General features: G+C 53.6%; 19 protein-coding genes. 13 read left to right on the top strand and 6 right to left on the bottom strand.

Annotated elements, in window-relative coordinates; all coding sequences use genetic code 11:
* Window positions 1–13 precede the first annotated feature (13 nt).
* The 6 genes from DWZ56_RS09015 (at window position 14) to DWZ56_RS09040 (ending at window position 6,692) form a co-directional block, all read left to right on the top strand.
* Window positions 14–895 carry a carbohydrate ABC transporter permease gene (locus DWZ56_RS09015; protein WP_118556206.1) on the top strand — a complete coding sequence of 294 codons (882 nt, stop codon included), beginning with the start codon at window positions 14–16 and terminating at the stop codon, window positions 893–895.
* A complete protein-coding gene (locus tag DWZ56_RS09020) occupies window positions 892–1,710 on the top strand; it encodes a carbohydrate ABC transporter permease (protein ID WP_118556208.1) in 819 nt (272 codons plus the stop codon). Before DWZ56_RS09015 ends, DWZ56_RS09020 begins: the two co-directional genes overlap by 4 nt.
* A 52-nt stretch (window positions 1,711–1,762) precedes the next feature.
* Window positions 1,763–3,094, top strand: coding sequence for an FAD-dependent oxidoreductase (locus DWZ56_RS09025; RefSeq protein ID WP_158584512.1), 1,332 nt, complete (start codon window positions 1,763–1,765; stop codon window positions 3,092–3,094).
* A gap of 164 nt (window positions 3,095–3,258) precedes the next feature.
* Complete coding sequence (locus tag DWZ56_RS09030; RefSeq protein WP_118556212.1) at window positions 3,259–5,070, top strand: cache domain-containing sensor histidine kinase; 1,812 nt, start codon at window positions 3,259–3,261, stop codon at window positions 5,068–5,070.
* Window positions 5,067–6,140, top strand: coding sequence for a response regulator (locus DWZ56_RS09035; RefSeq protein ID WP_158584513.1), 1,074 nt, complete (start codon window positions 5,067–5,069; stop codon window positions 6,138–6,140). Before DWZ56_RS09030 ends, DWZ56_RS09035 begins: the two co-directional genes overlap by 4 nt.
* A 270-nt stretch (window positions 6,141–6,410) precedes the next feature.
* Window positions 6,411–6,692, top strand: coding sequence for a DUF7724 family protein (locus DWZ56_RS09040; RefSeq protein ID WP_118556216.1), 282 nt, complete (start codon window positions 6,411–6,413; stop codon window positions 6,690–6,692).
* A gap of 247 nt (window positions 6,693–6,939) precedes the next feature.
* Here the strand turns inward: DWZ56_RS09040 and DWZ56_RS09045 are convergent, their stop codons facing one another.
* From DWZ56_RS09045 to DWZ56_RS09065, 5 genes are read right to left on the bottom strand one after another with little or no spacing between them, the layout of a single operon-like run.
* Entirely contained in the window at window positions 6,940–8,688 is a 1,749-nt protein-coding gene (locus DWZ56_RS09045) for an NADH-dependent [FeFe] hydrogenase, group A6 (protein WP_118556218.1), read from the bottom strand.
* A gap of 15 nt (window positions 8,689–8,703) precedes the next feature.
* Complete coding sequence (gene nuoF / locus DWZ56_RS09050; RefSeq protein WP_118556220.1) at window positions 8,704–10,491, bottom strand: NADH-quinone oxidoreductase subunit NuoF; 1,788 nt, start codon at window positions 10,489–10,491, stop codon at window positions 8,704–8,706.
* 17 nt (window positions 10,492–10,508) lie between these two features.
* Window positions 10,509–10,883, bottom strand: a complete 375-nt coding sequence (locus DWZ56_RS09055) for a (2Fe-2S) ferredoxin domain-containing protein (RefSeq protein WP_118556222.1) — start codon at window positions 10,881–10,883, stop codon at window positions 10,509–10,511.
* Between the two features lie 41 nt (window positions 10,884–10,924).
* Complete coding sequence (locus DWZ56_RS09060; RefSeq protein WP_118556224.1) at window positions 10,925–11,482, bottom strand: ATP-binding protein; 558 nt, start codon at window positions 11,480–11,482, stop codon at window positions 10,925–10,927.
* Window positions 11,483–11,484: 2 nt separating this feature from the next.
* On the bottom strand, window positions 11,485–11,979 hold the full coding sequence (locus tag DWZ56_RS09065; RefSeq protein WP_118556226.1) for an NADH-quinone oxidoreductase subunit NuoE family protein: 495 nt from the start codon (window positions 11,977–11,979) through the stop codon (window positions 11,485–11,487).
* Window positions 11,980–12,337: 358 nt separating this feature from the next.
* Here DWZ56_RS09065 and DWZ56_RS09070 point away from each other — a divergent pair, with 358 nt between their 5' ends.
* The 7 genes from DWZ56_RS09070 (at window position 12,338) to DWZ56_RS09100 (ending at window position 18,361) form a co-directional block, all read left to right on the top strand.
* The gene (locus DWZ56_RS09070) at window positions 12,338–12,685 is read left to right on the top strand and encodes a DRTGG domain-containing protein (RefSeq protein WP_118556228.1); all 348 of its coding nucleotides are present in this window, start codon (window positions 12,338–12,340) and stop codon (window positions 12,683–12,685) included.
* Entirely contained in the window at window positions 12,685–13,107 is a 423-nt protein-coding gene (locus DWZ56_RS09075) for an ATP-binding protein (RefSeq protein ID WP_118556230.1), read from the top strand. The genes DWZ56_RS09070 and DWZ56_RS09075 overlap by 1 nt, the downstream gene beginning before the upstream one ends.
* Before the next feature lie 24 nt (window positions 13,108–13,131).
* Window positions 13,132–14,526, top strand: a complete 1,395-nt coding sequence (locus DWZ56_RS09080) for a [Fe-Fe] hydrogenase large subunit C-terminal domain-containing protein (protein ID WP_118556232.1) — start codon at window positions 13,132–13,134, stop codon at window positions 14,524–14,526.
* Window positions 14,527–14,577: 51 nt separating this feature from the next.
* Entirely contained in the window at window positions 14,578–14,913 is a 336-nt protein-coding gene (locus DWZ56_RS09085) for a hypothetical protein (protein ID WP_118556234.1), read from the top strand.
* On the top strand, window positions 14,906–15,628 hold the full coding sequence (locus tag DWZ56_RS09090; protein ID WP_118556236.1) for a PHP domain-containing protein: 723 nt from the start codon (window positions 14,906–14,908) through the stop codon (window positions 15,626–15,628). Before DWZ56_RS09085 ends, DWZ56_RS09090 begins: the two co-directional genes overlap by 8 nt.
* Before the next feature lie 358 nt (window positions 15,629–15,986).
* On the top strand, window positions 15,987–17,681 hold the full coding sequence (locus DWZ56_RS09095) for an ABC transporter ATP-binding protein (RefSeq protein ID WP_118556238.1): 1,695 nt from the start codon (window positions 15,987–15,989) through the stop codon (window positions 17,679–17,681).
* 161 nt (window positions 17,682–17,842) lie between these two features.
* Complete coding sequence (locus tag DWZ56_RS09100) at window positions 17,843–18,361, top strand: ECF transporter S component (RefSeq protein ID WP_118556240.1); 519 nt, start codon at window positions 17,843–17,845, stop codon at window positions 18,359–18,361.
* A gap of 55 nt (window positions 18,362–18,416) precedes the next feature.
* Here DWZ56_RS09100 and DWZ56_RS09105 read toward each other — a convergent pair whose 3' ends face one another.
* Window positions 18,417–19,856 (bottom strand): Sapep family Mn(2+)-dependent dipeptidase, encoded by a 1,440-nt coding sequence (locus tag DWZ56_RS09105; RefSeq protein ID WP_118556242.1) that lies wholly within the window; start codon window positions 19,854–19,856, stop codon window positions 18,417–18,419.
* Between the last annotated feature and the right edge of the window lie 4 nt (window positions 19,857–19,860).

The following is a 19,860-nucleotide window of genomic DNA, read 5'->3' on the forward strand; positions in this document are numbered from 1 at the left end:
GAAGGGATAGTTTATGAACAGATTTTTTACCAAAAGAGCAGTGTTTTTATTCGCATTTCCGGGGCTTGCCCTGTTTACCGTATTTGTGGTGTTCCCTATGATCCCCCAGCTGCTGATCAGCTTTCAGTCCCACAACGGGGCGGAGTCCACTGGGTGGGTCGGATGGGATAATTATAAGAACCTGCTGCAGTCCTCCGTATTTTGGAAGGCGCACAGGAATACATATTTTATTGTCGGATGCTCTCTGTTCATCGCTCTTCCCATTTCGCTGCTGCTGGCGCTTATGCTGGACCGGACATCCCCCCGAGTGCGGGCAGTGTTTAAATTTGGAGCGCTGTTTCCTTCAGTGCTGTCGGTGACGGTGATCGGCAAAATGTGGACCGGCATCTACGATCCGGACTGGGGTATGATCAATTCGGCCCTTCGCGGGATCGGGCTGGAAGGGCTTGCACAGAGCTGGCTGACAAATCCGGATACCGTGGTTGCCTGCGTTGCGGCGGCATTTTTATGGCAGTATATCGGGCTGAACTGCATCCTGTTCTATGCGGGCATTAAGGCCATACCGGAACAGTATTATGAAGCCGCGGTGGTGGACGGCGCGGGATTTTTCAGAGCGAGCGTGCGCATCACGATACCGCTGCTTAAGGACATCATCAAGTATGTGGTGATCGTATCCACGCTGGGCTCCATGGGAATGTATGCCCATATCCTGGTCATGACGGCGGGAGGGCCAGGGGATGCCTCGCGCAGCGTGCTGTATCAGATGTATTATAAGGCGTTTAGCATGTCACAGTTCGGGGAGGGCTGTGCCATAGCGGTGATTTTTATCGTGGAATGCATGATCGTCTCACTGATCATCAACAAATCTATTGCAAGGGAGCCGATACAATATTGAAACAGAAATTATGGCTGAAACTGTTACTGATTGCTGCCGGGATCGGCTTCTTATACCCGATGTTCTGGATGGTGCTCACTTCACTGAAGGGAAAAAGCGAGTTTTACGTCAACCCCTTCGGCCTGCCGAAGGAGTGGGTATTCACCAATTTCGGCGAAGCCCTGGCCAGTCTGGACATACTGAAATATTCCTTAAACAGCGTGATCTATACCTTCGGCACCTGTCTGATCACGCTGCTGTTTGGCAGCATGCTCGCTTACTGCATCACCAGGATGAAATTCCGGTTCTCCAGGCAGGCAATGTTTTATATGTCCGTCGGCCTGGTGATCCCGATACAGGTGGTGATGATCCCGCTCTATATGATGGTGATGAAGATGGGGCTGAAAGGAAGCCGGCTAAGCCTGATCCTGCCTTATTCGGCATTTCAGCTGGCCTCCACGGTGCTTATGATCAGCGCATTTCTGGCTACGCTGCCGGGGGAACTGGAAGAGGCCGCGGCCATAGACGGCTGCAATGTGTACCAGGCGTTTTTTAAGATTATTCTCCGGGTGATCAAGCCTGCGGTGCTGACGAGAGGCGTATTCATCTTCATATCCATCTGGAATGAATTTGCCATTGCGCAGGTGCTGGGCAATACGGAGAAATTAAGGCCCATCCCGGTGGCGCTGCAGAGCTTTTTCCTTTCGGTCGGGGTCTCCCACTGGGGACTGATCGGGGCGGCCGTCGTAATGACCAGCCTGCCTTCCGTGCTGATCTACTGTTTGGGAAACAAACAGATTGAAAATGCGCTGACGGCGGGGGCTGTGCTCAAGTAAATCGGCGCATGGGATGCATGCGGATACCAAATATGCAGGGGAGGATCAGCAAATGACGGACAGGGATAAAGCAGAGATATTTATTGATGAGCCCCGGCGCCGGACACCCGTGGCCGGAAGATACGATGTGATTGTCTGCGGCGGCGGACCGGCGGGAACCGCTGCTGCGGTGAGGGCGGCCGAAAACGGGGCGTCGGTGCTGCTGCTGGAACGCCAGGGCTCTTTGGGAGGGACCTGGACCGGTTCCCTGATGACCTGGCTGATGGATGTGGAAAATAAATCGGGACTGCTGGACAGGCTCACCGACGGCATTTGCTCCCTGGGAAGCCTTTACTGCCGGCAGCATGGCGATTATTCCTTCTGCCCGGAGGATATGAAATGTGTTATGGAACAGATGGCCGTGGAGGCGGGAGTGTCACTGCTCTATCATACGATGCTTGCGGGAGTGATCACTGAGGTGCCGCAGGGGGGCGGTGTGCCGGCGGTAAAAGGGGTGATCACAGAATCCAAGAGCAGAAGACAGGCTTTTCTCGCACCGGTGATCGTAGATGCAACCGGTGACGGGGACGCGGCCGCCATGGCGGGCTGCTCCTTCTTTATGGGTGAAGAGGGAACCGGGAGGATGCAGCCCATGAGCATGATCGCCCTGGTATGCGGACTTTCCGTCCGGGATGTGCGGCCCTTCTGTCTGAATTACGAGAGCTGCCCCGGAGAAGCGCAGCGGCACTTTCAGGAACTGTTCGCATCCTGCGGGATACGCCTGTCCTATTCCATGCCGGTGCTGACGCATCTGAAAGGCGATCTGTTCTCAGTGAGCTTAAACCATGAGTATCAGGTACCCTGCGATGATGCACGGCAGATTACGGACGCGGTCATACGAGCCAGGGCGGAAGTGCTGGGAGCACTGCATAAACTGGCGGCCGCGGATAAGCGCTGGGAATCCGCGATCATCGCCCATACTGCGGATGCGATCGGCGTGCGGGAGGGCAGACGGATCAGGGGGAATTATACAGTCACAAGGGAAGATCTGATATCGGGGCGCACGTTTGAGGACGGGATCTGCGATGTGACGTTTAACGTGGATATTCACGTAAGCGGCAAAACAGGAAGCGGTTCCTGGGATGACGGGGGAGTCTGTGTAAAACCCTATCAGATTCCGCTAAGAGCGCTGATCGCCGCGGATGTGCGCGGGCTTGTGCTGGCCGGCCGGCTGATCAGCGGAGATTTCTACGCCCATGCCAGTTACCGGACCGGCGGCAATATACTAAAAATCGGCGAAGCCGCCGGAGTCTTAGCCGCAGCTGCTGCCAGAACCGGTGTGGCCCCGGATGAAGTCCCTTTTGATGTGGTGCGGGAAGTGCTTGGGAGCGGGATAGGAACATAGACTGATCTCCGGGTGCTGCCCGAGAGGAAAATATTACCGGTAAATAAAGATTCCATACACTCCTAAGACGGCCTATAATAAAGTTGCCGGAACTATTCCGGGACAGAGCATGCTAAGAAGCAGGCGCCTGCCGGATAACCGGAACTGTATGAGGGGGGATTCCTATGGGGACAAAAGCGGGGCACCTGTCCCTGAAGAATAAGATATTTCTTGCCAACGCTGCGGTGGCTGCCGCAGTGCTGGCATTTTTGTGGTTTGTCTGCACCGCGGTCTTCTATAACACCATGGTCAGCCGGATTGAGGACGACTACCGGAAGATGCTGGACAACATGGCGCGCAACATTGAGACCATCGCCCGGACAGCTGAGGACTATGCCCGTGTGATTTCCCAATCCAGGGGGCTGCAGGAGGAGATGCGGGAGTATCTGGAGGTGGAGGATACGGACAAACGGTATTACAGGGCCAGGCTGTGGGCCGGTCTGGCGGAAGCGGGCAGCGATATCATCAATCCCACGACCATCGCCTCCGGCATGGCGGTTTTCATCGGTGATGACGTGGTATACAGCGGCTATGACATTCCGGAAGAATCGGTCCGCGGCATCATCCGGCCGGAGGATCTGGAACGGGCACGCCAGCGGCAGAAACCGGTGTGGAATCCGCTGTCGCTTCTGACCTACAGCAGCCCCTATAACGAAAAGGATTATGTATTTCCGGTATCCAAACTGATACGGGATAAGAATACGGGGCAGGCGCTGGGTGTGGTCACCCTATTTGTGGGGGAATCCTTCTTTTCGGCCGCTTATGAGGATAAGGCCAGCCTGAATAACAGGAGCAGCTATTATCTTGCGGATAATGATGGCAGGATTATATCCGCTTCGGATAAGAACACTCTGAACCGGGATCTCTGTGAGGTGCTGGGCATGACAGAAGAACAGTACCGGATCTGCATTGAGGATGGCGATCTGGTGAATGCGGCCGGCAGGGTCCCCGTGCTGTATTCATCCATGGAGAGCCGGCCGGGGTGGAGGCTTTTCTGCGTGACGGAGCTGACCGATCTGGCCGCGGAACAGGGGAGGATGCGGTTCCTCCTGCTCATGATCCTGGCGGCGGCCCTGGTCATGATCATGACGGTGTCCTGGCTGGTGGCCCGGACCGTCACCAGGCCGGTATACCAGCTGCTGAACACGATGAATGAAATCGAGGATAACCAGACAGACGCCAGGGTTCCGGGCAATATCGGCGGAGAGATGGGTCTGCTGGCGGATGAGTTTAACGCGCTGATGGACAGCCTGGAGGAATCCAGAAAGGCGTTCTGCCGGGAACAGAGGCTGAAACAGAAAAATGAATATAAGCTGCTTCAGGCCCAGATCAACCCTCATTTTCTGTATAATACGATGGAGACGGTCTCCTCCTTTATCAAGCTGGGGATGAGCAGGGAGGCTCTGACAGCCCTGCGGAGCCTTGTGGATTTTTACCGCCTGTCCCTAAGCAGGGGAAGGGAGATCATCACGGTTGACGAGGAGATACAGCTGACAGAGAGCTATCTGAAGCTGCAGGGATTAAGGTATGTGGAATATATGGATTACCGGATCGAATTTGATCCGGAAACATATCCGTACCGCATCCCCAAACTAACCATACAGCCGTTAGTAGAAAATGCGATCTATCACGGCATCAAGGAAAGCCGGAGCAGAGGTCTGATCTCCATCGAAGGCTGTATCCGGGAACAAAGCCTGATCATCACGGTGTGCGATACGGGGAAAGGCATTGAGCCCGCGCGCCTGAAGGAGATTCAGGACAGCCTGGAGTCCGGGAAATCCACCAGCGGGGATTCTTTCGGCCTGGGAAATATCGCGCAAAGACTTAAGCTGCTGTATGCGGATCAGTATCGGATGCAGATCGAGAGCATACCGGGGAGATTTACCGCGGTGATGATCAGGATCCCTCTGTGTGAATGGGAGGAGGATGGCGTATGATGGATGTTCTGATAGCGGATGATGAATATTTCTTTCGGGAAGCGATGAAGAGCTCCTTTCCTTGGCAGGAGCATGGCTGCCGGATCTGCGGCGAGGCGAGAAACGGGGAGGAGGCTCTGGAGAAAATCGGCCTGCTTAAGCCTGACATAGTGTTGGTGGATATCAATATGCCGTTTCTGGGCGGCCTGGAATTCATAGAAAAAGCGGGAAGAATGGCGGATAATCCCGTCTTTATCATCATCTCCGGCTACAGTGAGTTTTCCTATGCCAAGGAGGCGATCCGCCTGGGGGTGCTGGGTTATATACTCAAGCCCGTCCAGGAGGCGGAGCTTGCGGACGTGCTGGATGCGGCGGCCGCTAAGATACGGGAGCGCAGAAAGGAAAAAACGGAAAACAGCCATCTGCGCGCGGCGGCCTGCGGACAGTATCTGACCGCGTCCCGCAGAGCCGAACTGCTGGTGGCCGTGCAGCGCGGCAGCAGGGAGAATGCGCTGGCGCTGTTGGCGCGAATCTATGAGGAGGATCTGGGGGATAAGGGAGATCATGAAAGCTGTCTGCTGACCTCTGTCGAGATTGTCAAAATCATACTGGATGCCGTCAGGCGGCAGAAGTGTGTGCTGTACGGGGAACGCGGCGGTTCCGAGGCGGCAAATCGGATGCTGTACTGCTTAGAGGATGCACAGCAGATCAGAAGCTATGTGACGGATATCATGCGCTACAGCATCCTGCTGATAAAGAAAAACAGTTTATCGGACTCTGTGAGACGCGCGATGGACTATATAAATGAAAATTACGGTGAGCCGGAGCTGACCGTGGACAGGATCGCCGGCAGCGTATACCTTAATTATTATTATCTGTGTTCCCAGTTTAAAAAAGAAACGTCGATGACGGTAAACCATTACCTTATGGGATACCGGATGCACCGGGCGCTTCTGATGCTGTGCGGAGGCGGCAGGAGCCTGGAACAGGCGGCGTTTGCCAGCGGGTTTACCGATGCAAAGTATTTTGCGCGGTGCTTCAAAAAGCAGTTCGGTATCGCTTGGCGGCGGCTGGAAGGGAACCGGCCTTGAAATGTATGCGGCACAACAAAACGGCGGGCAGTGCGTTGTTACAAAGCGTGTTACTGTTCACACCCTGCCCTCTCATACGCGGGAACTTTTCAGTAACTGTGAACAGTAACCAAAGCGTGCCATATTGTTCGGAAACATGAATTGTAATATTGATAGAGGTAGGATATAATATTGATATTTTTGGAGAGGCACTGACTGCGGAAATTGAAGGGCATGACTGGCGTGCATAGATCATTAGAGGCAGTATGGAAAGATTACTGGAGGTGCTAAATGGACACTGAAAAAGCTTATCTGAGCAATGATAAGGATATGATTAAGTTCCAATACGGACGCAGGATTGTCCGCTTTCGCGGTCCTTACTCGCTGGAGTATTTTACCTCCGTAAAGGACTGGGACAATGGGTATATGGTGGTTATGGCGAAATATCGGCACAATCAGGATCCGGAGGAGGAATATATTGATCTGGTTCCCATTTTGAAGAATCTGTATATTGACGCTTCGCAGTTTCTGAAGCCCATTAAGGAAGTGAGGTTGGTTTATGAACAGAATTAAAGAGATTAGCGCATAATTTCTTGACAGTCTCTCACCAGCGGCGAGATGATAACAACAAAAACAAGCAGGAGGCTGCCGCCTTTCCGGTTTTAAACCGTTCAGGCGGCAGCCCCCTGCCTTTTTTAATTCATAGGATAGAGCAACCTATGAATTAGAAATACTCTGCAGGGACCGCACTGCGGCGGAAAGGTATTACGCCGCTAAAGCGGCCCGCCGCAGTCGGAAAATCCTGCGAGTTATATTCTTATCAGATCTCGTTAATCTTTCTCTTCACATAAGTGGTGTGCAGCAAATGATGTGCCTTCTCGCTGCCGGGCTCGCCCAGGTAGGAAGCGTAGAGCTCCTTGATGGCCGGGTTCTCGTGGGACTTGCGGATAGGCTTTCCTGCATCCTCATCATAGAGCACCTTGGCGCGAAGTGCGCGGATATCCACGGTGTTGCGCACACTGCCTGGCTGCTGGGGCTGTCCGCCGCCGTTTACGCAGCCGCCGGGGCATCCCATGATCTCGATGAAGTGATAATTGGCTTCGCCGGATTTCACCTTATTCAACAGGGTTCTGGCGTTGCCAAGTCCGGATGCAACCGCAACCTTCACATCCATGCCGGCTACGCTGTAGGTGGCTTCCTTTACGCCTTCCACGCCGCGGACCTCTGTGAAGTCCAGCGCCGCCAGCTCTTCGCCGGTCAGGGTCTCCACTGCGGTTCTAAGAGCGGCTTCCATGACTCCGCCGGTAGCGCCGAAGATGACCGCAGCGCCGGTGGACAGGCCTAAAGGCGCATCGTATTCTTCGTCAGGCAGCTCGGTGAACTTTAAGCCTACGCGCTCGATCATGCGCGCCAGCTCTCTGGTGGTCAGCGCAAAATCCACATCCGGAACACCGTTGGCATCCTGGTCGTCCCTTCCGATCTCGAACTTCTTCGCTGTACAGGGCATAACGCTGACGGATACGATATCCTTCGGGTCGATGCCGGCCTTCTCCGCATAGTAGGATTTGGCGATGGCTCCGAACATCTGCTGAGGAGATTTGCAGGAGGACAGGTTCTCCGTCATATCGGGGAAATAATGCTCGCAGTACTTGATCCATCCCGGAGAACAGGAGGTGATCATCGGAAGCACGCCGCCGTTCTGCACCCTCTCGATAAATTCATGCGCCTCTTCCATGATCGTGAGGTCGGCGCTGAAATCTGTGTCAAATACCTTGTCAAAGCCCAGCCTGCGCAGAGCCGCTACCATCTTGCCTTCCACATTGGTTCCGATCGGATAGCCGAATGCCTCGCCCAGAGCCGCGCGGACAGCGGGAGCCGTCTGTACGATCACATGCTTGGAAGGATCAGCGATGGCCGCGAATACGGCGTCCGTGCTGTCTTTCTCTCTAAGCGCGCCGGTAGGACATACCGCGATACACTGGCCGCAGGATACGCAGCTGGTCTCGCCCAGGCCCATCTCAAACGCGGAACCGATCTCGGTGTTGAAACCGCGCTGGTTCGCGCCGATCACGCCGATGCCCTGTACCTTCTCACATACCGCCACGCAGCGTCTGCAGAGGATACATTTGCTGTTGTCACGGATCATATGAACCGCGCTGTCATCGATAGTAGACGGCGTCTTAGCACCTTCGTATCTGTCCTCATCCGTAACGCCCAGCTCCTTGCAGAGCTTCTGCAGCTCACAGTTGCCGCTTCTTACGCAGGAAAGGCATTTCCTTTCATGGTTGGACAGGATCAGCTGCAGTGTTTTGCGTCTGGATTCCAGCACTTTGGGGGTGTTGGTCCATACTTCCATGCCGGGATTGATCGGATATACGCAGGACGCAACCAGGCTCCTCGCGCCCTTGACTTCCACCACGCAGATACGGCATGCGCCGATCTCATTGATCTCCTTTAAAAAGCAGAGGGTCGGGATTTCAATGTGCGCTAATCTGGCGGCTTCAAGAATGGTTGAGCCCTTTGGAGCGCTGACTTCCATTCCATTTATTTTGATTGTAATATTCTCCATTTTAGAATTCCTCCATTACTTTTTGTAAATAGCGCCAAACTTACATTTCTCCATACAAGCGCCGCACTTGATACACTTATCCTGATTGATGACATGAGGATTCTTAACCGTGCCTTCAATGGCGTTGTTCGGGCAGGTCCTTGCACATAAGGTACAGCCCTTACATTTGTCAGGATCGATGTTGTAGGAGAGAAGCGCCTTACATACGCCGGCAGGACATCTCTTCTCCTTGATATGAGCCTCATACTCGTCTCTGAAATAGCGCAGAGTGGAGAGAACGGGGTTCGGAGCCGTCTGTCCCAGACCGCAGAGGGAATTGTCTTTGATGTAATAGCAGAGCTCTTCCAGTTTGTCCAGATCTTCCATGGTGCCCTGGCCTTTGGTGATCTTGGTCAGGATCTCCAGCAGACGCTTGGTACCTACGCGGCAGGGGGTACATTTACCGCAAGACTCTTCCACCGTAAACTCCAGGAAGAACTTGGCGATATCCACCATACAGTCGTCTTCATCCAATACGATCAGTCCGCCGGAACCCATCATGGAACCGATGCTGATCAGGTTGTCATAGTCGATCGGAATATCGAAATGTTCAGCCGGGATACATCCGCCGGAAGGACCGCCGGTCTGTGCCGCCTTGAACTTCTTGCCGTTAGGGATGCCCCCGCCGATCTCTTCGATTACCTCACGGAGCGTGGTTCCCATGGGGATCTCCACCAGACCGGTGTTATGGATCTTGCCGCCCAGCGCGAATACCTTGGTGCCTTTCGACTTCTCGGTACCCATGGAAGCAAACCATTCCGGGCCGTTTAAGATGATCTGCGGGATGTTGGCATAGGTCTCCACGTTGTTTAAGATGGTGGGCTTGCCGAACAGGCCTTTTTGAGCCGGGAACGGCGGACGCGGTCTGGGCTCGCCTCTCTGGCCTTCGATGGAGGTCATCAGAGCGGTTTCCTCTCCGCAGACAAACGCACCTGCGCCCAGTCTTAAGTCGATATCAAACTTAAAGCCTGTGCCGAAGATATCGTCGCCCAGCAGTTCGTATTCCCTCGCCTGCGCGATGGCGATCTTCAGACGCTCTACCGCGATCGGGTATTCCGCACGCACATATATGTAACCCTGGGATGCGCCGATGGCGTAACCCGCGATGGTCATAGCCTCCAGCAGCGCGTGAGGATCGCCTTCCAGAACGGAACGGTCCATGAATGCGCCCGGATCGCCTTCATCGGCGTTACAGCAGACATACTTCTGATCCGCATCGTTGCCCTTCGCCAGTTTCCACTTGAGGCCGGTGGAGAAGCCGCCACCCCCTCTTCCGCGGAGCCCGCTGTCCATGATGGTCTGGATCACCTCATCGGGAGTCATCTCGGTGAGAACCTTGCCCAGAGCCTGATAGCCGCCGGTGCCGATGTATTCATCGATCACTTCGGGGTTGATCACGCCGCAGTTTCTAAGGGCGATTCTGTGCTGCTTTTTATAGAAGTTGGTGTCCGACAGGGACTTGATGCCGGCAGGAGTCACCGTTTCATCATATACGAGACGGGTTACCACACGGCCTTTTAACAGGTGCTCGGAAACGATTTCAGGAACATCCTCCACCTTAACCATGGAATAGAATACGGCGTCCGGATACACGATCATGATCGGTCCCAATGCGCAGAGACCGTGGCAGCCTGTCTGGACAACCGCGACTTCCTTGCTTAAGCCGTTTTTCTCAATTTCATCTTTTAATGCTTCGATAATCTGCTGGCTTCCGGAGGAAGTACATCCTGTTCCGCCGCAAACTAATACGTGTGAACGATACATCTGGGGTTCCTCCTCAATTATTTGATATCTACTGAATTTAATGTGTATTTATCGACAACGGTGCCGCGGATCAGGTGCTGATCCACCACTTCCATAGCCTTTTCAGGGGTCATCTTCACATAGGTAACCTTTTCCTTGCCAGGTTCCATAATTTCGACGATGGGCTCATACTGGCAGAGGCCGATGCAGCCGGTCTGCGTAACCGTCACATGCTTTAAACCCTTCTGCATAACCGCATCGGACAGAGCGGTGAGAACCGGTCTTGCGCCGCTTGCAATGCCGCAGGTAGCCATGCCCACAACCACGCGGGTCTGCTCTTCACCTTCGGAACGCAGGCCTACCTGGTTCTGCATTTTTTCTCTGATTGCTTTTAACTCTTCAAGAGATTTCATATTACATCCTCCATTTGTCCGGCATATTGCGCCGGAATTTCCTACAGGATGGCGCCGCCATCCGTTTCCTGCTTGTTTTCAGTCAAATAGTCCATGATATAATCGGAGACCTCGGGGCTGTTTAAGGGAACATCGCCCAGGATCTGCCGGAACTGCCTTGTATCCAGAACAAAAGAACGGTCATTATACCGGTAATTATATAGAAAATCCGTCTCCGGGTGAAACGTGATCAGCGTATGTACAGTGCTGTTTATATCTCCCAGAGGCATGCGGTCGATGTGGGACAGTTTAAAAACTGCGGTTACGGCGGTACCGATGCCGGGGGTGGAATCTATCTTAAAAGAGCCTCCGGTGCTCTCCGCCGCGTATTTAAAAAAGGGCACGCCCAGCCCAACCTTGCGGGTGGTTCTGGTGGTGAAAAAGGGATCCTCCACATGGGCGACCTGTTCCGGCGTCATGCCGCAGCCGTCATCCTTAATGATGATGGTCATGGTATCCTCCGACGTATCGGTCAGCACGCTGATCTCGATGAGACTCGCTTCGGCCCTAGTGGAATTCTCCGCCACATCCAGCACATTTAATGAAATTTCCGTCATCATAACTATTCGTATTTGGCAATGATACCCGGGATATCATCCGCGGTGAGCCTGCCGTAAACTTCACCGTTGATCATCATGACCGGAGCCAGTCCGCAGGCGCCTACGCAGCGGCAGGAATCCAGTGAGAATTTTCCGTCGGGGGTGCATTCCCCATTGGTGATGCCCAAAAGCTCCTCCAGCTTTTTGAAGATCTCTCCGGAACCCTTCACGTAGCACGCGGTTCCCAGACAGACGGATATCTGATTCTTACCCTTTGGCTGAAGGGCGAACTGGGAATAGAATGTGGATACTCCATAGACCTTCTCCAGCGGAATGCCGGTTTCATCTGAAATCATAGCCTGTACTTCAATCGGAAGATAGCCATAGATCTCCTGAGCCTTCTGCATGATCGGCATTAAAGCTCCTTTTTCATCTTTGAGCTCGGAAATCACTTTTAACAGCTCATCCCTCTGCTCTTCTGTTCCTGCAAAAGGAACACCTTGTTTTTTGCAAGCCATTGTTTAACCTCCTCATTATACTTCATAACTGCGCATCAGGCAGATATACTTGCGACGCATGGCATGTAGCAAGTCATTTTGCACCTACTGCCGCAGGTTGAGGGAAAAGTTAACATTTTCACAAACTCAATTAGAGGGGTGGGTGCAATCTTCATAATATTCTACCACGAAACATCCAGAAAATCCACAATAATTTGCAACTGAAAAGCCTTATCAAAATGAGCCTTCTGTTGATTATTGACAATGAAAATGTTATACTGAGATCAATCTTAGTATCAATTGTTAAATAAATATCAATAATGCGCCGAAACCGCGCAGGTCATCAACCTGCGGTTGGTGACAGAGAATGGAGGCATATATGACTGTAAGGGATGTACGCGATGTTTTGGGAGCCCGGGTACTGGTTGGGGAGGAATATCTGGACAGAGAGGTCAGATCCGCCTGCGGGTCCGATATGATGAGCGATGTGCTGGCTTTTTCCAAGGATCATTCGGTATTGCTGACGGGGCTGTGCAACCCTCAGGTGATCCGTACCGCGGAGATGTTGGATATCGTCTGCCTGATCTTTGTCAGGGGCAAAAAACCGGATGAGGCCATGCTGGAGATGGCAAAGGAGAGGGGGCTGATCATTCTGGCAACCGGACACCGCATGTTCTCCGCCTGCGGCATGCTCTATGAAGCCGGGCTGCACGGAGGTGCGATCTGATGGATGATGTGATTACATTAAATTATGAAGTTTCTCCGGATGATTTTACCAGGGCCGGAGAAGCCAGCAGCGATGTGAAGAGCAAGCTTAAGCAGATGGGCGTGAATCCAGAGGCTGTGCGCAAGGTGGCCATCGCCATGTATGAGGGGGAGATCAACATGGTGATACACGCCGAAGGCGGCAGGATTACGGTGGAAATATCGCCCAGCGAGATCAAGATGGTGCTGGCGGATAAGGGCCCGGGCATTCCCGATGTGGATCTGGCCATGCAGGCCGGTTATTCCACGGCGCCGGATGACATCCGTTCGCTTGGATTTGGAGCTGGCATGGGGCTGCCCAATATGAAGAAATATTCCGATGACATGGTGATCGATACAACTGTGGGGGTGGGTACGACAATCACCATGAGGGTAACTATATAGTGAGGTGACAAGGGGGTTGGGGCAATGGACAAATTTTACCATTCGGTGCGCCTGGATCCGGAGCTGTGCAAGGGCTGCATCAACTGCATTAAAAGATGTCCCACAGAGGCGATCAGGGTCCGGGGAGGAAAAGCGCAGATTAACAGCAAATTCTGCATTGACTGCGGCGAATGCATACGGGTCTGCCCGCATCACGCGAAGCATGCTGTTTATGATAAACTGGATGTCTTAAAGGACTATGAGTATACGGTGGCTCTGCCGGCTCCGAGCCTGTACAGTCAGTTTAACAATCTGGATGATGTCAATATTGTGCTGGCCGCGCTGGTCATGATGGGGTTTGACGATGTGTTTGAGGTCAGCGCCGCGGCGGAGCTGGTTTCGGAAGCGACCAGGAGGTACATAGAAACCCATCAGGAGCAGCTGCCCATCATCAGCACGGCCTGTCCGTCGGTGGTCAGGCTGATCCGCGTCAGGTTTCCCAACCTGATCCCGCATATGCTGCCGCTGAATCCCCCGATCGAGGTGGCAGCCATACTGGCGGCCAGGAGGGCTATGGAGAAGACCGGCCTGCCAAGAGAGAAGATCGGCATCATCTTCATATCGCCCTGCCCGTCCAAGGTGACTTATGTGAGGTCGCCTCTGGGCACGGAGAAAAGCGAAGTGGACCATGTGCTGGCCATCAAGGATGTGTATCCGAAGCTGCTCTCTTACATGAAGGGTGTGGGAAACGAATCCCCGGAACTGGTGATGTCCGGCAGGATCGGCATCGGCTGGGGCCGCAGCGGAGGGGAGGCCGGCGGGCTTTTGACTGAGAGCTATCTGGCGGCGGACGGCATCGAGAACGTGATCCGCGTGCTGGAGGATCTGGAGGATCAGAAATTTACGAATCTGCAGTTTGTGGAGCTGAACGCCTGCAACGGCGGCTGCGTGGGCGGAGTGCTGACCGTGGAGAATCCGTATGTGGCGGAGGTGAAGCTCAACAGGCTGCGCAAGTATATGCCGGTGGCCCGCAGCCATATGGGAAATGTTTCGAAAGCCGTTCTGCACTGGACGAAGGAGGTGCAGTATGAGCCGGTCTTTAGGCTGGGCTCCAACATGATGGAGAGCTTTTCGATGCTCAACCAGGTGGAGAGGCTGTGTAAAAAACTGCCCGGCCTGGACTGCGGTTCCTGCGGAGCGCCCACCTGCAAGGCGCTGGCGGAGGATATCGTGCGGGGCGACGCCAGTGAGAATGACTGCGTATATTATTTAAGAGAAAATCTGCACCGCCTTTCGGAGGAGGTTTCGATTCTGGCGGACGATCTGGCGGCCGGCGGAAACGGCGGCCAGGAAACTCTGAATATACTGAAGGAATATATCCAGCGGATATCCAGCGAGATGTCCCTTCTGGACAATAAGGATGACGATGATGATGAATAACCGGCTGTATGCCGCAGATGCGCTGTACATCAGCGCGGAAAAGAGGAAAGGATGACCGTTCAAAATCTGATAGATTCAGGAAAATTCGGCACTGTCAATGTGGGCGGGGATACGGCCCGCGGGATCACGAAGCCCTTCTGCTGTGATCTTCTAAGCATTGCTATGGGGAGAGCGCCGGAGGGCTGCGCCTGGGTGACGGTAATGGGGAATATGAACACTCTGGCCGTAGCATCCCTGGCGGACGCGGCCTGTGTGATCATGGCCGAAGGCACGCAGCTGGATGAGACAGCGGTAAAAAAAGCGAAGGAACAGGAGATCACAGTGCTGAAGACGGAGATGCCCATCTTCGAAGCGGCTCTGGAGATCTACCGGATGCTGAATGCTTAGCCTGTATTATGACCTGCACATTCATTCCTGCCTGTCCCCATGCGGGGATGATGATATGACACCGGCCAATATAACCGGCATGGCGGCGGTGAAGGGGCTGGATGTGATCGCGGTTACGGATCACAACTCCTGCAAGAACTGTCCCGCCGTGCTGGAGATGGCCGAAGCCTACGGCGTGCTGGCCATTCCGGGCATGGAGATCTGCACCTCGGAAGAGGTGCACGCGGTATGCCTGTTTCCGAAGCTGGAGCAGGCCATGGCGTTTGACGCCTATGTATATGAGCGGCTGATGCCGTTTCCTAACGATGAGAGCATCTTCGGCAAGCAGGAGATCTACGACGGTGAGGATCGGATTTGTGGAAAAGTACCGCTGCTTCTGATCAACAGCGCGGATATCTCCTTTGACGGACTCTGGGAGCTGGCGGATTCCTACGGCGGGGTGATGTTTCCCGCCCATATCGATAAAAACGCCAACAGCCTGATCGCCAACTTAGGCTTCGTGCCGCCGGACAGCCGGTTTACCTGTGCGGAACTGAAAGACTTGAGTCACCTGCACCGCCTGAAAAGGGAGAACCCCTATCTGGAGAAATGCCGGATTGTCAGCAATTCAGACGCCCATTATCTGGCCGATATCAATGAGCCGAAGCTCACGATTGAGGTGACGGAGCGGTCGGCGGAGGCGGTGGTGGAGGCGCTGAAATCGGGCGGGTGTTAAATGAAAACGGTCATATGCCAGTGCTCATATGTCAGACCTTTTTGATCAGGCAGTTGATAAAGCAACTGCCTGATTTTGTAATTTTGCGCTGGACTGCGATCTGTGTTATACTTTAAAAAGATGCTCACGGCTATGAGAGCAGAAATAAAGGAGGGACCGGAGGATGAGAAAGCTCCGAGATAACTACTCAGTACAGTTGACGTTAACTGTTGGCAGATTGTGCTGAGCGGATAGAAACTTGCTGACAGACGCAGCTGTACTGAACCCAGACATGCCCGAAGGCGTGCATTCCTATGCATGGATTGAGCCTGACAGCGGACAGATTACCTGAAAAAATATAGGAAAAAGGGGTACAGTGATGCGTTATATAAAAAAAGTAATATCTAAAAACAGAATATGGGTCATTGTTTATATAGCTTTTGGCGTGGTTAACGCTTTTCTGGCAAATTACCAGGCGGATTATTTTCAGCGGGTGGTGGACGGACTGGCGGATGGGACGCTGCTTTTTGGCAGTCTGATGTTCTACGGCGCAATATTGGCCGTAAATTATTGCATGAATTATCTGGACGTGTATCCGGATGAAAAGCTGAGACATGGAATATACATGGATTTCAAGCTCCTTGCACTGCAGAAGATCAGCCGCATCGACTATCAGGAATATCAGGCGATGGGGACCGGGCGGCTGACACAGCGCATTGAAAATGGGGCGGAAGCCGGCAGAAATATGATCTTTGATTTCTGGCTCTGCCTGGTGAGGCAGCTGCTGCCGACGGTCTGCTTCTGCATCTTTTTTATATGGAGGATCAGCAGGCCGATTACCTGGGCGATCCTGTGCGGCTACGCGGCAGTTTTTATTATTACCAACCTGCTTCTAAAGGCGCTGTATCAGATCAAAGAGAAGATCCTCTCCAATGAAGAAAAGCTGAACCACTATCTGGTGAGGGGCTTTATGGAGCTGACGGTATTCCGTATGGAACGCCGGTTTCCCGCGGAGATAAAAAAGGCTGGCGCAGCAGCGCGGGAGATCGTGGACGGCAAGGCGAAAATGAAGATGATCCATGAAGCCTTTTTTACGATTTTTGCGCTGATCGTTGCCGTTCTGGAAACAGGCATACTCATTTACGCGTGGAAGTGCGGGGAGATAACGGTGGGGGCTGCGGTGGCATTGATCACGCTGATCAACAACGCCTATACTCCCATCGCCATATTTAATGTGCTGTTTGTGGAGTATAAGCTGGATCGGGAGGGCTTTAAGCGTTTTGAGGAATTCCTGGACAGCAAGGAGGATGAACGGCTGGAAAAAGGAACGGTGGCTGATCACCTGGAGGGAGGCATAGAGGTGGATTCCCTGGCGTTCCGATATGGGGAACGAAAGGTGCTCGATAACGTTAGCCTGACGGTGAAGCCGGGCGAGAAGGTGGCCTTTGTCGGTGAGAGCGGTTCCGGAAAGTCCACCCTCGTCAAGCTCATCGCGGGGCTCCTAAAATATGGCCAGGGCAGCATAAAGCTGGACGGAAAAGAAGTAAAAGACCTCTGCCTTAACAGCCTGTACGGACGGATGAGCTATATCTCCCAGGACGCTCCGGTATTTGACGGAACTGTAAGAGAGAATCTCGTGTTTGAACGGGAGATTGAAGACGGACGCCTGCTGGACGCGCTTATGCGGGTTTCGCTCTCCGATGTCATAAAGAACAGCGGGGATGGGCTTGACACTATGGTCGGAGAGCGGGGGATGCTGCTATCCGGCGGGGAAAAACAGCGCCTGGCGCTGGCCAGACTCTGGTTTGAAGAGAATCAGATAACCTTATTGGATGAAGCTACCTCCGCGATGGATAATCTCACCGAGGAAGCCGTGATGGAAGAGCTGGTGCGGCTGCTGGCGCACAGGACGCTGATCGCCGTCGCCCACCGCTTAAGCTCCGTGAGAAATTTCGACCGCATAATCGTCTTTAAACAGGGACGGATTGTGGGTCAGGGAAAGTTTGATGAGCTGCTGGAGAGCAATGCATATTTCAGGGATCTGTATCATGCCGCTCTTAAGAGCCGGGAATGATTGAATTTAAAGGATACCTAAGTGCCGGGAACTGCGGGGAGCAAGACACAACTGGACTGCTCGATATTCGCAAAACTGGATATTTCTAAAAGGCCATATCTGTATTATAGTGTAGCATATATGAAGCATTAACAAGCTATATGCAGAAATGAGGTATCCTTATGAGTAAAACAAAAAATCTGGTTTTAACGGCACTGTTCGCTGCGATGGCCTGTGCTGCCACGATGGTAATCCGTATCCCAACGCCGGGCACCGGAGGATACATCCATCCGGGAGATGCTATCGTGATCCTAAGCGGTATCTTTTTAAGCCCCGGCTGCGCGTTTCTGGCTGCGGGCATCGGTTCCTGCATGGCGGATCTGCTGGGCGGATATTTCATCTATGTGCCGATTACCTTCGCTATAAAAGGTGTGATCGCGCTGCTTTCCAACCTGGCTTACCGCAGGCTGGCCGGCAAACTTAATAAGCCGCATCCTGCGGTTGCAGTATGCGGCCTTATAGATGTCGCGCTGGTGGCGGGAGGGTATTTTCTTTGCGAGATTCCCCTTTACGGAGCCGGAGCGGCGTTTGCCAGCGTGCCCTCCAATCTGGTCCAGGGCATCGGCGGTCTCGTGATTTCTACGGTGCTGTTTACCGTGCTGCATGCGATCCCCGATGTGCGGAGGATGCTGGTGCGCTGAAAACAGCACGGTTAGTCTAAACGTAAATGTGCCGGTACCCTAGCACTAGCACGCTCTAGGGCTGCATGACTTCACTGAGGTTCTGCAGCGCCAGTATATAGATCTTGATGGCCTGCCTGAAGCTGCTAAGCAGCTGCACCTCATCGCAGGCATGCCCTCCGCCGTGGCCCGGCGGCAGATTCAGCGCGGAATAGTCCGACGGGATGGCCGGGCCGAAGGCCACGGCATGAGGGAACAGGCCCGCATAGGTATTGCCGCCCATGACATAGGGTTTTGCTCCGTCCTTTCGCACTGTCTCATAAGCCTTTATGAGAGCCTGGATCTGCGGGGTTTCCGGGTCCTGGTAATATCCGTCCCGGTGATGGGAGCTTTCCAGATGAAAACCGAAACGCCTGGCTTCCAGATCCGCCGCATCTAAGGTATCTCCGATGGGCAGAGAGGGAGGGTATCGCATGTCAAAGCTTAGGCGGATGCCGCCGGCATCCAGGCGCAGCAGCGTCCCCGCACAGGTCATCCTGTCAAAGACCGGGTCCTCACAGGCGATACCCAGCCCTGTGCCGTAACCGTCCCTGCATGCCGATTCCAGAAATGCCATAAAGGTCCGCGTCCGGGCCGAAAGGCTGTCGCAGCGGTCCAGAAGACCTGCCAGAATTCCCACCGGGTTGATACATTTTTCCGGAGCCGCTGCGTGTCCAGCGATGCCATGCACAGTCACTTTTGTATTGCCGCCCGTGTATTCTGTTTCCGCATAAACGGCGTTCGAGGTTATGGGGTAAAACTCAGTTATACCGGTATTTATCTCATGATTTCCTTTCAGCAGGGCTGTTGCCGTCTCGGCAACGCTGTTGACCACAATGCCAGCCTCAAGTTCCAGCAAGTCGTTTGGAACCCCGTCACTTATAAAAGTCATCGTACATCTGCCCTTTTCCCCATGGCACAGCGGGAAGCGGCAGTCGGAGATAAACGCGAAATCCGGCGCCCGGTATTGGCTGAGATACCAGGAAGCATCCTCCATGCCGGTTTCCTCAGCCAGCCCGCAGAGCTGGCTTAAGTTATAGTTTAAACTCACGCCGTGCTCCTTCAGCCAGCGCATGCTGTACAGAACGATCATCAGAGGCCCTTTGTTGTCTCCGATGCCCCTTCCGATCAGGTAATCCCCAATTCTCGTGCATTCATAGGGGGGATATTTCCATCCGTCGCCCTCCGGGACCACATCCAGGTGGCCCCATATTTCTACGTCAGGCTTTCCTTCTGCGTATTCGCCGTAGCTGACCTTTACGCAGCGGCCGCCGCAGTCTTGTGCCTTAAACCCATAGGCTTCTGCAATTTCAATCATGCGGTCCGCCGCATCCTTACAGCCCTTTCCGTATACAAAGGACTTATCTCCCGTCACGGACACGCTGGGAATCCGTATCAGGCTGCGCACGTCCTCCACAAATTCCTCTTCACGGTCCGCAATCCACCTGTCAATTTCATCTAATGCGTCAAATCCCAACTTC

This window comes from Lachnotalea sp. AF33-28, from assembly GCF_003477885.1.
Classification (GTDB): domain Bacteria; phylum Bacillota; class Clostridia; order Lachnospirales; family Lachnospiraceae; genus AF33-28.